The 16,128-nt window shown below is 54.4% G+C and carries 13 protein-coding genes and 1 tRNA gene; 4 read left to right on the top strand and 10 right to left on the bottom strand.

Going from position 1 to position 16,128, the window contains the following annotated elements:
• Positions 1-5: 5 nt before the first annotated feature.
• Positions 6-1,133: an ABC transporter ATP-binding protein gene (locus CSK29544_RS08485; RefSeq protein ID WP_007894378.1), complete on the top strand. Its 1,128-nt coding sequence runs from the start codon at positions 6-8 to the stop codon at positions 1,131-1,133.
• A gap of 13 nt (positions 1,134-1,146) precedes the next feature.
• Positions 1,147-2,436, top strand: coding sequence for an ABC transporter substrate-binding protein (locus CSK29544_RS08480; RefSeq protein ID WP_029039238.1), 1,290 nt, complete (start codon positions 1,147-1,149; stop codon positions 2,434-2,436).
• Positions 2,437-2,712: 276 nt separating this feature from the next.
• Here the strand turns inward: CSK29544_RS08480 and kduD are convergent, their stop codons facing one another.
• Entirely contained in the window at positions 2,713-3,474 is a 762-nt protein-coding gene (gene kduD, locus CSK29544_RS08475; RefSeq protein WP_007870604.1) for a 2-dehydro-3-deoxy-D-gluconate 5-dehydrogenase KduD, read from the bottom strand.
• Positions 3,475-4,083: 609 nt separating this feature from the next.
• Between kduD and CSK29544_RS08470 the strand changes: the two genes are divergently transcribed.
• A complete protein-coding gene (locus tag CSK29544_RS08470; protein WP_007901290.1) occupies positions 4,084-5,259 on the top strand; it encodes an oligogalacturonate lyase family protein in 1,176 nt (391 codons plus the stop codon).
• A gap of 50 nt (positions 5,260-5,309) precedes the next feature.
• Positions 5,310-6,007, top strand: a protein-coding gene (locus CSK29544_RS08465; protein WP_095033700.1) for an IS1-like element IS1B family transposase whose coding sequence is annotated in 2 segments (ribosomal slippage) — positions 5,310-5,559 and positions 5,559-6,007 — 699 coding nt in all. Because the reading frame shifts where the segments join, the coding sequence is not laid out codon by codon here.
• Positions 6,008-6,279: 272 nt separating this feature from the next.
• Here the strand turns inward: CSK29544_RS08465 and CSK29544_RS08460 are convergent.
• The 9 genes from CSK29544_RS08460 to recJ all read right to left on the bottom strand — a co-directional run bounded on the left by CSK29544_RS08460 (position 6,280) and on the right by recJ (position 16,128).
• A complete protein-coding gene (locus tag CSK29544_RS08460) occupies positions 6,280-6,960 on the bottom strand; it encodes an oligogalacturonate-specific porin KdgM family protein (protein WP_007892579.1) in 681 nt (226 codons plus the stop codon).
• Positions 6,961-7,322: 362 nt separating this feature from the next.
• On the bottom strand, positions 7,323-8,501 hold the full coding sequence (locus CSK29544_RS08455; protein WP_007892582.1) for an acetyl-CoA C-acetyltransferase: 1,179 nt from the start codon (positions 8,499-8,501) through the stop codon (positions 7,323-7,325).
• A 147-nt stretch (positions 8,502-8,648) separates the two neighbouring features.
• Positions 8,649-9,308: a helix-turn-helix domain-containing protein gene (locus CSK29544_RS08450; protein WP_029039032.1), complete on the bottom strand. Its 660-nt coding sequence runs from the start codon at positions 9,306-9,308 to the stop codon at positions 8,649-8,651.
• Positions 9,309-9,429: 121 nt separating this feature from the next.
• Positions 9,430-10,050, bottom strand: a complete 621-nt coding sequence (locus CSK29544_RS08445) for a LysE family translocator (protein ID WP_004385683.1) — start codon at positions 10,048-10,050, stop codon at positions 9,430-9,432.
• Positions 10,051-10,589: 539 nt separating this feature from the next.
• Positions 10,590-10,663 (bottom strand) — tRNA-Gly (locus CSK29544_RS08440).
• 109 nt (positions 10,664-10,772) lie between these two features.
• The gene (gene actS, locus CSK29544_RS08435) at positions 10,773-11,531 is read right to left on the bottom strand and encodes an amidase activator ActS (protein ID WP_029039031.1); all 759 of its coding nucleotides are present in this window, start codon (positions 11,529-11,531) and stop codon (positions 10,773-10,775) included.
• A gap of 141 nt (positions 11,532-11,672) precedes the next feature.
• Complete coding sequence (lysS, locus tag CSK29544_RS08430) at positions 11,673-13,190, bottom strand: lysine--tRNA ligase (RefSeq protein ID WP_007870695.1); 1,518 nt, start codon at positions 13,188-13,190, stop codon at positions 11,673-11,675.
• Positions 13,191-13,199: 9 nt separating this feature from the next.
• A protein-coding gene (gene prfB / locus CSK29544_RS08425) for a peptide chain release factor 2 (RefSeq protein ID WP_097564053.1) occupies positions 13,200-14,298 on the bottom strand; the annotation gives its coding sequence in 2 pieces (ribosomal slippage) (positions 13,200-14,222 and positions 14,224-14,298; 1,098 coding nt in all).
• 96 nt (positions 14,299-14,394) lie between these two features.
• Entirely contained in the window at positions 14,395-16,128 is a 1,734-nt protein-coding gene (recJ, locus tag CSK29544_RS08420; RefSeq protein WP_007870697.1) for a single-stranded-DNA-specific exonuclease RecJ, read from the bottom strand.

Genomic DNA, 16,128 nt, shown 5'->3' with positions numbered 1-16,128 from the left:
ATATCATGGCTGAAGTTATTTTCAATAAGTTAGAAAAAGTCTATTCCAACGGCTTTAAAGCGGTTCATGGTATCGACCTGAAAATCGCCGACGGTGAATTTATGGTGATTGTCGGCCCGTCAGGCTGCGCCAAATCCACCACGCTGCGTATGCTCGCAGGCCTTGAAACCATCAGCGGCGGCGAAGTGCGCATCGGCGAGAAGCTGGTGAATAACCTGGCACCGAAAGAGCGCGGCATCGCGATGGTGTTTCAGAACTACGCGCTCTACCCGCATATGACGGTGCGCGAAAATCTGGCATTCGGCCTGAAGCTCAGCAAACTGCCGAAAGATCAGATTAACCGCCAGGTGGATGAAGCCGCGAAAATCCTTGAGCTGGAAGAGCTGCTCGACCGTCTGCCGCGTCAGCTCTCCGGCGGCCAGGCCCAGCGCGTGGCGGTGGGCCGCGCGATTGTGAAAAAGCCGGATGTCTTTCTCTTCGATGAGCCGCTCTCTAACCTCGACGCCAAACTGCGCGCCTCGATGCGCATCCGTATTTCCGATTTGCATAAACAGCTGAAAAAGAGCGGCAAACCGGCCACCACGGTCTACGTCACGCACGATCAGACCGAGGCAATGACTATGGGCGATCGCATCTGCGTGATGAAGCTTGGTCATATTATGCAGGTGGACACGCCAGATAATCTCTATCACTACCCGAAAAACATGTTCGTGGCGGGCTTTATCGGCGCGCCGGAGATGAACATTAAACCCGGCAAACTGGTGGAAGAAGCAGGCGAGCTGCGAATTTGCATCGGCGATGACCGCCTGGCGCTGACGCCACGCCAGCAGGAGAAAGTGACCGCATACGCCGGGCAACAGGTTTTCTTCGGCATTCGCCCGGAATATGTCTCAATTTCCGACACGCCCTATGCCGAACCCTGCGGCACCGGTGAACTGGTGCGCGTGGAGAATATGGGTCACGAGTTTTTCGTCTATCTCAAGGTCGCGGATTTCGAAATGACCTGCCGCATCCCTTCCGATGAAGCTAAGCCGATGATTGAAAAGGGCCTTCACCGCAAGGTGTTTTTTAAGTTCGACATGAATAAGTGTCATCTTTTTGACGCCAAAACAGAACAGAACCTCACTCTCTGACAGGAATCTTATAATGAAAAAAGCCCTCGTTAGCACAGCATTAGCGTCTACCCTCACCCTTTGCGCGCTGCCGTCGCACTCGGCGGAAAACGTCGAGCTGCGTATGTCCTGGTGGGGCGGCAATGGCCGTCACCAGGTCACGCTGAAAGCGCTGGAGGAATTTCACAAACAGCACCCGGAAATTAGCGTTAAGCCGGAATACACCGGCTGGGACGGCCATCTTTCGCGTCTTACCACGCAAATCGCGGGCGGCACCGAGCCGGACGTGATGCAAACCAACTGGAACTGGCTGCCGATCTTCTCCAAAAACGGCGACGGGTTTTACGATTTAAATCAGGTAAAAGATGTCATCGACCTGAGCCAGTTCGACCCGAAAGAGCTGAAGTCCACTACTGTCAACGGCAAGCTCAACGGTATTCCGATCTCCGTCACCGCCCGCGTATTCTACTACAACAATGAAACCTGGAAGAAAGCGGGCGTCGACTACCCGAAAACCTGGGATGAGCTGATGGCCGCCGGTAAAACGTTCGAGTCGAAACTCGGCAAACAGTATTACCCGGTCGTGCTGGAGCATCAGGATGTGCTGGCCCTGCTCAACTCCTACATGGTGCAGAAATACAATATTCCGGCGGTGGATGAGAAAACCAAAAAATTCGCCTACAGCAAAGCGCAGTGGGTCGAGTTTTTCGGCATGTATAAAAAGCTCATCGACAGCCACGTGATGCCGGATACTAAATATTATGCCTCGTTCGGCAAGAGCAACATGTATGAGATGAAGCCGTGGATCCAGGGCGAGTGGGCGGGCACCTATATGTGGAACTCCACCATTACCAAATACTCCGACAACTTAAAGCCGCCCGCGAAGCTTGAGCTGGGTGCTTACCCGATGCTGCCGGGCGCCAAAGATGCGGGCCTGTTCTTTAAACCGGCACAGATGCTCTCAATCGGTAAATCCACTAAACACCCGAAAGAGGCTGCGCAGTTGATTAACTTCCTGCTGAACAGCAAAGAGGGCGTGGCGGCGCTGGGGCTTGAACGCGGCGTGCCGCTCAGCAAGGCCGCGGTGGCGCAGCTTACCGAAGCGGGCGTGATTAAAGATGACGATCCGTCGGTGTCTGGCCTGAAGCTGGCGCAGTCGCTGCCGACCACGCTTGCCGTTTCGCCCTATTTTGACGATCCGCAAATCGTGTCGCAGTTCGGCACCGCGCTGCAATATATCGATTATGGCCAGAAATCCGTTGAAGACGCCGCGGCGGAATTCCAGCGCCAGGCAGAGCGTATTCTGAAACGCGCGATGCGCTAAGCGTAGTTTCTGTTGCAACCCCGCCTGTGTGGGCGGGGTTAGGTAAACGTGGTAAAGATGGTGTCCGGCGGGTGCGCTTCGCTTACCCGCCCTACGCTAACATCAGGATTACCTACTTTGTAGGGTGGGTAAGCGAAGCGCACCCACCCTACGAGCGAAAAGGGCTATGTGTTTTGTAGGGTGGGTAAGCAAAGCGCACCCACCGCATCCCGCACCGCTAAACGTTCCCCATAAAAAAAACCTCCACGCGGGAGGTTTTTTAACTGCACATTACGCTTACCGCGCGAGCCAGCCGCCATCAACCGCAACGGTATAACCGTTAATGTAATCTGACGCGCTGGACGCCAGGAACACCACCGGCCCCATCAGATCGCTCGGCAGACCCCAGCGGCCTGCCGGAATGCGGTCAAGGATCTCGGCGCTGCGCTGCTCATCGGCGCGCAACTGCTGGGTGTTGTTGGTCGCCATATACCCGGGCGCGATGGCGTTCACGTTGATATTGTGCTTCGCCCACTCGTTCGCCATCAGGCGTGTAATACCCATCACGCCGCTTTTAGACGCCGTGTAAGACGGCACGCGAATGCCGCCCTGGAAGGAGAGCATCGACGCGATATTAATAATTTTGCCGCCGTTGCCCTGAGCGATGAACTGCTTCGCCACGGTCTGAGACATAAAAAACACGCTCTTAATATTCAGGTTCATCACGTCGTCCCAGTCCTGCTCGCTGAAGTTAATTGCGTCTTCGCGGCGGATAAGCCCTGCGTTATTGACCAGCACGTCGATATGCCCGAACTCTGCCACCGCGCGTCCGATAAGCGCCGGGATCGCGTCGATTTTACGCAGATCGGCCGTCAGGCTCAGAAAACGGCGGCCCAGCGCAGTCACACGCTCAATGGTTTCCGCCGGTTCGACAATATTAATGCCCACGATATCGCAGCCTGCTTCTGCGAGGCCCAGCGCCATACCCTGACCAAGACCGGTATCACAACCGGTAACGATCGCGACTTTACCCTGAAGAGAGAATGCATCGAGAATCATGTGTGTTTCCTTGTTATCGGGCCTGTCTGTGACAGGCGTGACCGTAATAAGGCTGTCCGCCGCTTACGCCCTCTCTTCATCACGGATATCGATGCCATAAAACGCCAGGTAACAGGCAGCCCGGCACGTATCGCGTTAGACATCTGCCACTCACCGCGCATCAAAAGAGAGACCGCAGAAGGAAATAAAACAGCGAAACAGCGTTTCTTTTTTTGGGATGACATCCATCTTAAACGTAACGAAACGCGTTTTCAATTATAAATAAAACATTGTTTCATTTTTATGGTTACATCTTGCCGGATTTGATGTTGCGGTCACGTTTATCGCGTTGGCCCGACAGACAGCCTTTACACAATCTGCAAATTTTCGTTTTAAAATCAGTTAAATAAAATTTTATGGCGCGGTTTTAATGAAAAGTCTACCGCCCGTCGCCCGGCATCCCTCGATACCGCTTTCGCGCTGATTTTGTCCAAAAATACTCTTTCCATTAGAACAGTTGAGCAGAAATGCGCCCACAGTCACACACATTGAAACACTGTTTTGATAATTTATATTACTGTTTTCGAAATTTAATCAGCGAACGCCAGCCGGTAACGTAAGGAGCAGAGTATGGCCAAAGGCATGCGGGTGAAACTTCAGTATCAGGTAAGCATTGACCCGGATACCGGGGCGGAAGTCACGCGTTTAACCCCACCGGAAGTGACGTGTCACCGCAATTATTTCTACCAGAAATGCTTTTTTAACGATGGCAGCCACCTGCTGTTTGCCGGCGAATTCGACGGGCACTGGAACTACTATCTGCTGGATCTGGAAAACGCCGAAGCGGTACAGCTCACCGAAGGCGCGGGCGACAATACCTTTGGCGGTTTTCTCTCGCCGGACGACAACTATCTTTACTATGTGAAAAACGATCGCGTCCTGCGCGAAGTTAACCTCACCACACTTGCCGAGCGCGACGTCTATCGCGTGCCGGAAGCGTGGGTCGGCTACGGCACCTGGGTGGCGAACAGCGACTGCACCAAACTGGTCGGGATCGAAATCGCAAAAAGCGACTATGTGCCGTTGAGCGACTGGAAAATCTTCCATGATTTCTTCCACAAAGGGCCGCATTGCCGCCTGCTGCGTATTGACCTGCAAACCGGCGCCAGCCAGACGATCCACGAAGAGAAAATCTGGCTGGGGCACCCGATTTATCGCCCGTTCGACGACAATACCGTCGCGTTCTGTCATGAAGGCCCGCACGATCTGATCGATGCCCGTATGTGGATGGTGAATGAAGACGGCAGCAATGTGCGCAAAGTGAAGGAACACGCCGAGGGTGAAAGCTGCACTCACGAATTCTGGGTGCCGGACGGCTCAGCGCTGGTTTATGTCTCTTATCTCAAGGGCCAGCAGGGCCGCACGGTTTACCGCTACCTGCCGGAGCGCGGCGTTAATGAAGAGATCATGCCAATCCCGGCATGCTCGCACCTGATGAGTAATTTCGACGGCACGCTGCTGGTGGGCGACGGCTCTGGCACACCGGTCGATGTGAAAGACACCGGCGGCTATACCATTGACAACGACCCTTATCTCTATGTTTTTGATGTAAATAATAAATCCTATTACCGTGTGGCGCGTCACGATACGTCCTGGGAGACATTTGCCGGCAGCCGTCAGGTGACGCATCCACACCCTTCTTTCACGCCGGACGGCAACGCCATTCTTTTCAGTACCGATAAAGACGGCAAACCGGCGGTCTATCTTGCAAAATTACCCGAACAGCGTGAAATGCTGAGCGGGTGATGCTGCCAACTTACTGATTTAGTGTATGATGGTGTTTTTGAGGTGCTCCAGTGGCTTCTGTTTCTATCAGCTGTCCCTCCTGTTCAGCTACTGACGGGGTGGTGCGTAACGGCAAAAGCACCGCCGGACATCAGCGCTATCTCTGCTCTCACTGCCGTAAAACATGGCAACTGCAGTTCACTTACACCGCTTCTCAACCCGGTACGCACCAGAAAATCATTGATATGGCCATGAATGGCGTTGGATGCCGGGCAACCGCCCGCATTATGGGCGTTGGCCTCAACACGATTTTCCGCCATTTAAAAAACTCAGGCCGCAGTCGGTAACCTCGCGCATACAGCCGGGCAGTGACGTCATCGTCTGCGCGGAAATGGACGAACAGTGGGGATACGTCGGGGCTAAATCGCGCCAGCGCTGGCTGTTTTACGCGTATGACAGGCTCCGGAAGACGGTTGTTGCGCACGTATTCGGTGAACGCACTATGGCGACGCTGGGGCGTCTTATGAGCCTGCTGTCACCCTTTGACGTGGTGATATGGATGACGGATGGCTGGCCGCTGTATGAATCCCGCCTGAAGGGAAAGCTGCACGTAATCAGCAAGCGATATACGCAGCGAATTGAGCGGCATAACCTGAATCTGAGGCAGCACCTGGCACGGCTGGGACGGAAGTCGCTGTCGTTCTCAAAATCGGTGGAGCTGCATGACAAAGTCATCGGGCATTATCTGAACATAAAACACTATCAATAAGTTGGAGTCATTACCTGCTGAGCGTGTCATAATAATAAGCGTCCTGTTTCCATTACTGACCTTTGCCCTCCTCTCCTGGAGGGCTTTTTTATTTTTTCATGTTTAAGGTAAACCCGGCAGCTTAATAAGAATGAGCGCATGCGAAAAAAAATAATTTACAGCGGGCATAAAAAAACCGCCCCTGCATGGGCGGTGTGCTTATTCTCAGGAGCACGCTATCAGGAAACAGCAAAACAGAATTAACGCCCCCGCACTGGCGGAGGCTAATTTTATCAGAAGCTGTATGCCACGCCGACACGTAAACGCGTCTGGCGCTCGTCAGACTCTTTTACGCCAATATTTCCGACTTCAAAATAAGGTGCCCAGTTTTTATCAATTTTATAAGCCACTTTGGCGTTATATTCGTTGGAATAGTTTTTCCCGTTATTACGGGTAAAGCCTTCTTCGCTCTGGGCATACACATAGTTCAGCTCAGTGCGCCAGTCGCCGAGCGCAAATCCTACCCAGGCATCACCACGGTTAACTTTATCGTCATCATCTTTACCTTCCGGGACGCGGGTATACTCATAACGATAACGGGCCGCGACATAGAAGCCATTCTCAAAGCTGTACTGCACATGGATGTTTGGCTTATAAATGGTTTTACTATCAACACTTTCAATAGTAAATGCTGGCGTGATAGCGATAGCGTCGGTTGCTTTCCAGCGCCAGCTTATCTGATCTTCATGACCGTTACCCACGACTTCATTAAATGGACGCGACTGATCGTCTCCGCCGGTTTTCCATTTCGCCTCCACGGAAAAACCAAATCCATTATCAAAACGATGTGAAACCGCAACGCGATCGGCATTGATTCCGCTATCAATGTACTCGTGACGTAAATCAACGGTTACGGCTTGCGCCGCGAATGATGAACCACAGAGGACAGTCAGTACCAGAGCTTTATTAAACATAAAATACCCTCAATGAAATATCGTTTCTTTTTTATGAAACTGTATTTTATTTTTTAATATTGGTTATTTTAGCGATCCGGATCGCAATACTTTGTTTCAAAAATAACGAAAAGAAAGCACGTGATTGCGCTCAATAAAAAATCAACAAACGACCATAAAATGATGTTTTGAGTCACAGTTTGTTTTTAAATTCACCCATGAAAAGCGGCGATAGTGACTGCAATCTGCGAATTAACTTAAATGAAGGAAATAGTAAACAGAGCAACTGATATCAGGAATATAATTGCTCTTTCAATACTATTAGCTGACAAAGAAAGTGCGCCGTGAAGTGACGGCACATTTCTTAATAAGAAAGGAAAGGATTAATCGCGTTCAATCGCCAACGCCACGCCCTGGCCGCCACCAATGCAAAGCGTGGCGAGCCCTTTGCGAGCCTGACGCTTCACCATCTCATGGACCAGAGAAACCAGAATGCGGCAGCCGGACGCGCCAATCGGATGTCCCAGGGCAATCGCACCGCCGTTAACGTTCACCTTGCGCTCGTCCCACTCCAGTAGCTTACCGACCGACAACGTCTGTGCCGCGAATGCCTCATTGGCCTCGATAAGATCGACATCATTGAGCTGCCAGCCCGCGCGCTCCAGACAGCGCCGCGTAGCGTAGACCGGCGCGATGCCCATCAGAGCCGGATCAACGCCCACGCTTGCGAAAGCGCGTATGCGCGCGAGCACCGGCAGCCCCATTTCCTGCGCCTTGCTGGCGCTCATCATCAGCACCGCCGCCGCGCCATCATTCATTGACGAGGCGTTGCCCGCAGTAACGCTTCCCAGCCGGTCAAAGGCGGGCGACAGGCGCGCCAGCCCTTCCGCGCTGGTATCGGCGCGTGGCTGCTCGTCGGTATCGACCACCAACGGCGCGCCCTGCATCTGTTCGATCACGACGGGCACGATTTCGTCACGAAAGCGTCCGCTGTCGATAGCGACCCGCGCTTTATGCTGTGATGCAAGCGCGTAAGCATCCTGATGTTCACGGCTGATGTTATATTCGCGCGCCAGATTTTCCGCCGTGACGCCCATATGGTAATCGTTAAACGCATCCCACAACCCATCATGCACCAGGCTGTCGATAATATGGCTGTCGCCGGGCCCGCCGGTGCGCCCTTCGGTCAGCACATGCGGCGCGCGGCTCATATTTTCCTGACCGCCAGCAATCACCACATCCGCCTCACCGCACTGGATCGCCTGCGTCGCCAGATGCAGCGCCTTCAGGCCAGAGCCGCACACATCATTGATGGTAATCGCCGAAACCGACCACGGCAGGCCGCTGTTGAGCGCAGTCTGCCGCGCCGGATTCTGGCCTGCGCCTGCCGTCAGCACCTGGCCCAGGATAACCTCATCGACATCCTGAGGGTTAAGCCCGGTGCGCGTCAGCAGTGCCTCAATGACCACCGCGCCGAGCTCGACCGCCGAGCGACGCGTAAGCTGGCCCTGAAAGCAGCCAATGGGCGTGCGAGCAGCCCCGACAATTACCACATCTTTCATTGTTATCTCCGGGAAGTGAACCGGGACATAGTAGCCGCTTGTTATAAAATCATTTCGTAAATGTTTAAAAATTGGTGAGGGGTATCACAAGGAATCTGCGCCGCACCCCATCGGGCGTCGGCACAGGTTTAAGGCAGTGACGCAGAGCTAATAGCGTTCTGGCAGTTTATTAATTGATTTAAGGCGTCCGCGTGAAATATCGATGTAGTCGCCTTTTCTTAAATCGCTTAAGACTTTGAGAATATAACTTTGAGAAAGATTGGTTTTACCACGAATAAAATCACAGGCGTTAATCTCCTCTCGCTCCTGCTCGTTTTTGGCTGCCAGCTCTATTAAGCAGTTGCGAATAAGCGTATAGGATTGCCGCCCAAGATAGTGGTAACTCTTCCAGTAAAGCACATCGTAGTACCAGGAGACGACCAGCAACAGTTCGCGCCAGAGCTGACGCGTCTCAATAATGGCTTCAAAATCGCTACGCGGCACCAGACGCGCCTCACAAACTGATTCGGCTTTAATCGTGAAATGGTGGCTGAACTGATTATTGTAGGTGATGCCGAGCAACTGAGGCCGCGTCGACTCGATCATCATCAGGCCATCCATCATGCGGTGCATCGACAGTGCGCCCTGCTCTATCACAGTAATATGATCAGGCTGCACAGGAATATGCGCACCACTGGCGAAACGACGCAGTTCACCGCTAATTTTCAGGGCGTCGATAAGCTGATTGATGGCCTCTTCGGGCCTTTCAGGAAGCGGATATGTTTCCATTCTGATAACACGCACCAGAGATAACGTTACGATCAGCATAGTAAAAACTTGATTGCGCGCCGCCTTATTTTTTCACAATGAGACGGCGCATTAATAAAACCACTAAAGAAAGAGCTTATTTACGTTTAATATTCTTAAACGCGCTGGCGCCAGCACCGCATTAGCGTTTACTTAAGGCCAGCTTTACGGCAAACAGCAGGAACACCCCACCAGTGACGCGATCCATCCATTTCACCACGCCTGGTTTTTTTAGTACGCCTGACGCGTAACGAGTTGCGACAATCAGCGTCAGCGACCAGAGTGTGCCGATCAGCGCATGGATGGCCACCAGCAGGAATGTCCAGACCATCGGCGAATGCCCGGCCGGGATAAACTGCGGCAGAAAGGAGACATAGAACACGCCCATTTTCGGGTTCAGTACGTTGCCCAGCATACCGCGCAGAAAACTGTTGCTGGCGCGCGCTTCATTTCCCACGCGGGTATCAAACGTGGCGCGCGGGCGCAGCAGCATCTGAATACCGAGCCAGCAGAGATAGCCTGCGCCGCACCATTTCAGAATGGAGTACGCCATTTCAGACACAGCGAACAGCGCTCCCAGACCAAACGCCACCAGCGCGCCCCAGATAAAACAGCCAACATCGATGCCAAGCGCCGCCTGAACGGCTTTCTTACCCCCGTCCGCCGCCGCGGTTCGCAATATGAGCGCCGTATCCAGCCCCGGCGTCAGGGTTAACAGCGTCGCCGCAAGAGTATAGGCAAGCAGAGCATCAGTAACCGACATATTTATCCTCCGAAAAGAAAAATCTTATAGAAGAAAAACAGACCCGGCAATCAGGGAGTTAGTTACGCAGGGGGATATTAACAGTATGGGCAAATCGGATGCTGTGACCAGAAAGCAGACTTGATGTTTAACGCTCCAGAAAGATTAGCACCATGATAAAAGTCATCGGCAGGTTCACCGCATTTATAGTTTTACCTGATATCTGTGATGACATATTAATGCGTCAGCATGATTCATGTGGCTCCCCACCGCTTCACTGATAAATATTATCAGGCGCTTTTTTGTTTGCTGGCTCACTGAATAGCGTGATGACAGACAGTTGCAGGGCTTAAATTTTTGTCAGGGAGGATTGGCGCAATGAAAATGGAACAACGCCAGGCAGCAGAGCCATTATCCTGAAAGGTCAGGACACCATACATAATGAATTACTTAACAGGATTTGTGAGAACAGGGCATGTTCAGCCTGTCTTAAGCACCTGTGCAGTGTCATAACATAAATGTGTTATTACACAGAAATCAGGGAGTGCCAGGAAGGATTCTGGAGCGGGCGAAGGGAATCGAACCCTCGTATAGAGCTTGGGAAGCTCTCGTTCTACCATTGAACTACGCCCGCGATGAGGTGCGATAAGCATTATAGGCCTTCACCCATGGCTGACAAGCCCCCGGCACGTTAACTGACGGATTTATAAGCAACCGCCCGCGCGCAGGCGGGCGGTATACCGTTAACAGGAAGGCGATTTGCCCTGCGGCGGCAGGTAGCGCAGTGGGTCGATGGCCGTCGCACGATAGCGCAACTGGAAATGCAGGCCGACGGAATCGGAGCCGGTGCTGCCCATCGTCGCGATTTTCTGCCCCGCTTTCACCTGCTGGCCATTGTTCACCAGCATCGTGTCGTTGTGCGCGTAGGCGGTGATGTACTCTTCATTATGTTTAATCATGATGAGATTCCCGTAACCGCGCAGCTGATTGCCGACATAGACCACCCTGCCCGCTGCCGAGGCGTAAATCGGCTGGCCGCGGCGGCCGGCGATATCGATGCCTTTATTGCCGCCATCAGCGGTTGAATATCCCATCACCACTTTACCGCTGGTCGGCCAGCGCCAGCAGCGTTGACCCGGCGGTGGCGCGTCCACTTTCGGTAACGAGGCGGTTTTGCGTGCGGCCGTTGTCTGGCGGGAGGCGGTTTTACGGGAAGAGGCTGAACCAGAGGAACTGCTCACGCGCAGCCGCTGCCCAACCTCAATCGTGTAAGGCGCAGAGAGACCGTTCAGTCGCGCCAGTTCGCTGACGCTGGATCCGGTAATGCGGGAAATGCGATAGAGAGTGTCGCCTCGTTTGACCGTATAGACAGAGCCGCTATAGCCGCCTTTTGTCGCATCTGAGACGCCCGCTTTGTTGCTGGAACAGGCAGTCAGAAACAGGCAAAACAGTAAACACAGCGTTTTCAGAATTGTGCGGGCGGCCAGCCAGTCCGTGTTCAAAACGGCTCCTTAATTCAGTGACACCTTGAAATAACGGCGGTTATCTTAGCAGCTACGCCCGGATGACCCAAACCCGTAACCCTAAAAGAAAAGCCGCGCGTCCCGAAGGAGCGCGCGGCTTTCACGATAAAGCCGGATGGCTTATTTCACCGGACGCATCGCCGGGAACAGGATAACGTCACGGATAGTGTGGCTGTTGGTAAACAGCATCACCATACGGTCGATCCCGATGCCGAGACCCGCCGTCGGCGGCAAGCCGTGCTCCAGCGCGGTGACGTAGTCTTCGTCGTAGAACATCGCTTCGTCATCGCCCGCGTCTTTTGCGGCAACCTGATCCTGGAAGCGTTGCGCCTGGTCTTCCGCGTCGTTCAGCTCGCTAAAGCCGTTGCCGATTTCGCGGCCGCCGATGAAGAATTCAAAGCGGTCAGTGATTTCCGGGTTTTCATCATTACGACGCGCCAGCGGAGAGACTTCTGCCGGGTATTCGGTGATGAAGGTCGGCTGAATCAGGTGCGCTTCGGCCACTTCCTCGAAGATTTCGGTCACAACGCGGCCGAGACCCCAGCTTTTCTCAACTTTAATGCCGACTGCCTGCGCAATGCCTTTGGCCTTCTCGAAATCATCCAGATCCGCTAAATCGGTTTCCGGGCGGTATTTCTTGATGGCTTCGCGCATGGTCAGTTTTTCAAACGGCTTGCCGAAATCAAACGTCTCTTCGCCGTAAGGCACCTGCGTGGTGCCGAGCACATCCTGCGCCAGAGTACGGAACAGGGATTCGGTCAGCTCGATCAGATCTTTGTAATCCGCATACGCCATATAGAGTTCCATCATAGTGAACTCAGGGTTATGGCGCACAGAGATGCCTTCGTTACGGAAGTTACGGTTGATCTCAAACACGCGCTCGAAACCGCCCACGACCAGACGCTTGAGGTACAGCTCCGGCGCGATACGCAGATACATGTCGAGATCCAGCGCGTTGTGGTGCGTCACGAACGGACGCGCGGACGCGCCACCCGGGATCACCTGCATCATCGGGGTTTCCACTTCCATAAAGCCGCGGCCAACCATGAACTGACGGATACCCGCCAGGATCTGCGAGCGCACTTTAAAGGTTTTGCGGGATTCATCGTTCGCGATGAGATCGAGGTAACGCTGGCGGTAGCGCGCTTCCTGATCCTGCAGACCGTGGAATTTATCCGGCAGCGGGCGCAGCGCTTTAGTCAGCAGACGCAGCTCGGTGCAGTGAATGGAAAGCTCGCCGGTTTTGGTTTTAAACAGCTTACCGCGGGCACCCAGGATATCGCCGAGATCCCATTTTTTGAACTGCTCGTTGTAAACGCCTTCCGGCAGATCGTCGCGCGCGACATACAGCTGAATACGGCCGCCAACATCCTGCAGCGTAACGAAGGACGCTTTACCCATAATACGACGGGTCATCATACGGCCTGCCACGCAGACCTCAATGTTCAGCGCTTCCAGCTCTTCGTTTTCTTTACCATCGAAGTCAGCGTGCAGTTGGTCTGAGGTATGGTCGCGACGAAAATCGTTCGGAAACGCGACGCCATGTTCGCGAAGCGCAGCCAGCTTCTCGCGGCGCGTTTTCAGTTCGTTATTAAGATCGACCGCCGCTTCTGCGCCTTGTGCTTGTTGTTCAGACATGTTGGTTCCTCATAACCCTGCTTTCAGACTTGCTTCGATGAATTTATCCAGATCGCCGTCCAGCACCGCCTGTGTGTTGCGGGTTTCAACGCCGGTGCGCAGATCTTTGATACGGGAATCGTCCAGCACGTAGGAGCGGATCTGGCTGCCCCAGCCGATGTCGGACTTGTTATCTTCCAGCGCCTGCTTCTCAGCATTTTTCTTCTGCATTTCCAGCTCGTACAGCTTCGCCTTCATCTGCTTCATGGCCTGGTCTTTGTTTTTGTGCTGCGAACGGTCGTTCTGACACTGTGTGACCGTACCGGTCGGAATGTGGGTAATACGCACCGCGGATTCCGTACGGTTAACGTGCTGACCACCCGCGCCTGACGCGCGGTACACGTCGATACGCAGATCCGCCGGGTTGATTTCGATATCGATATCGTCTTCCACTTCCGGGTAGACAAACGCGGAGCTGAAGGAGGTGTGGCGACGACCGCCGGAGTCAAACGGGCTCTTACGCACCAGACGATGTACGCCGGTTTCCGTGCGCAACCAGCCGAATGCGTAATCGCCGGAGATTTTAATGGTGGCGGATTTAAGGCCAGCCACTTCGCCTTCGGACTCTTCAATGATTTCTGTTTTAAAGCCGCGCGCTTCGGCCCAACGCAGATACATGCGCAGCAGCATGCTGGCCCAGTCCTGCGCTTCGGTGCCGCCGGAGCCAGCCTGAATATCCAGGTAGCAGTCGGCGCTGTCATATTCGCCGGAGAACATGCGGCGGAATTCGAGCTGCGCGAGTTTGGCTTCAAGCTGATCCAGCTCGGCTACCGCTTCATTGAAGGTTTCTTCATCGTCCGCTTCAACGGCAAGCTCAAGCAGGCCCGCGACGTCATCGAGCCCCTGGGACATTTGATCCAGCGTCTCGACGATAGCTTCAAGGGATGAACGCTCTTTACCCAGCGCCTGCGCGCGCTCGGGCTCGTTCCAGACGTCCGGCTGTTCCAGCTCGGCGTTTACTTCTTCAAGACGCTCTTTCTTAGCATCGTAGTCAAAGATACCCCCTAAGAACGTCTGAGCGCTCCGTGAGGTCCTGAATGCGGTTCTTTACCGGGTTAATTTCAAACATGGCTGTAGAATCTTTTAGTGATGAAGATGGGCAAAATGCGGTCGTAAAACGGAAAGTTTACCGGATTTACGCCGCCTTTTATAGTTTATCCTGGCGCTAAACGGGCCAGAGATGGTCAATAATTAATTGCAGGCTGCGGTTGCCGCGAAACTCATTCACATCAAGCTTATAGGCAAGCTCGACTTCACGCACGCCGGGGTCGGGCCAGCAGGTGGTATCGACGTTAAACGCGATGCCGTCAAGCAATGGCCCACCGCCGACCGGCTCCAGCATCAGCTTGAGATGACGCTCGCCGACCAGACGCTGCTGCAGAATGCGAAAACGCCCGTCAAACAGCGGCTCCGGAAACATCTGCCCCCACGGGCCCGCGTCGCGCAGCATCTCAGCCACTTCCAGCGTCATCTCCTGTGGCGCGAGCGCGCCGTCAGACCATATTTCGCCCTGCAACATCGCCGGATCTAACCAGTCGTTAACCAGCTGTGCGAAACGCGCCTGAAACTCCGGGAAACGCGCCTCTTCAAGCGAAAGTCCTGCCGCCATCGCATGGCCGCCGAATTTAAGCATCATACCGGGATAAAGCGTGTCGAGACGCTCCAGCGCGTCGCGCATATGTAGCCCCTGCACCGAACGGCCCGAGCCTTTGAGTATCCCCTCGCCCGCAGGCGCAAACGCGATAACCGGGCGGTGAAAACGCTCTTTGATACGCGAGGCGAGAATGCCGACCACGCCCTGATGCCATTCGGGATGGAAAATCGCAATTCCGCTCGGCAGCGTTTCCCCGCTGCGCTCAAGCTGCTGGCAGAGCGTTAACGCCTCCGCCTGCATTCCCTGCTCAATCTCTTTGCGGGTCTGGTTCAGCGCGTCCAGCTCGTTTGCCAGCATGCGCGCTTCGCCGATGTTGTCGCACAGAAGCAGCGCGACGCCGACAGACATATCATCCAGCCTGCCTGCCGCGTTAAGACGCGGGCCCAGCGCAAAACCGAGATCGCTTGCGGTCAGTCGGTGCGCCTCGCGATTGGCTATTTCCAGCAGCGCGCGAATGCCAGGGCGGCATTTACCTGCCCGGATGCGGCTCAGCCCCTGCCAGATAAGAATGCGGTTGTTGGCATCCAGCGGCACCACGTCTGCGACAGTGCCAAGCGACACCAGATCAAGAAACTCCGCGAGATTCGGCTCCGGAATACCCTTTTCCGTAAACCAGCCGACGGTTCGCAAATGCGCGCGCAGCGCCAGCATCAGGTAAAACGCGACGCCGACGCCTGCGAGTGATTTCGAAGGAAAGGTACACTCCGCGAGGTTCGGATTGATGATAGCGCCCGCCGCCGGAAGCGTATCGCCGGGTAAGTGGTGATCGGTAACCAGCACCGGAATGCCCAGTTCATGCGCGCGCGCGACACCCGCATGAGATGAAATGCCGTTATCAACGGTCAGGATCATCTGCGCGCCGCGCGCGTGGGCCTGATCGACCACTTCCGGGCTCAGCCCATAACCGTCATCAAACCGGTTAGGCACCAGATACGCCACGTTGCTGCCGCCAAGCGCGCGAAGCGCCAGCACACTAAGCGCGGTGCTGGTAGCACCGTCCGCATCGAAATCGCCGACAACGATAATGCGCAGCCCTTCGCGCAGCGCGTCATGCAACATCGCAACGGCTTTATCGATGCCGCAGAGCTGCTGCCAGGGGAGCATGCCTTTTACGCTGCGCTCAAGCTCCTGCGCGCCGCGCACGCCGCGGCTGGCATAGAGCCTGCGCAGCAGCGGCGGCAGGGTATCCGGCAGCGTAATAGACTCATCCGGAGAACGCCTGCGAAGTTGTGTCTGTCTGCTCAC

Origin of the sequence: Cronobacter sakazakii, from assembly GCF_000982825.1 — a bacterium.
Taxonomy (GTDB): Bacteria; Pseudomonadota; Gammaproteobacteria; order Enterobacterales; family Enterobacteriaceae; genus Cronobacter; species Cronobacter sakazakii.
The sequence above is the reverse complement of the archived record's forward strand: the minus strand, read 5'-3'. Positions and strand labels throughout refer to the sequence as shown.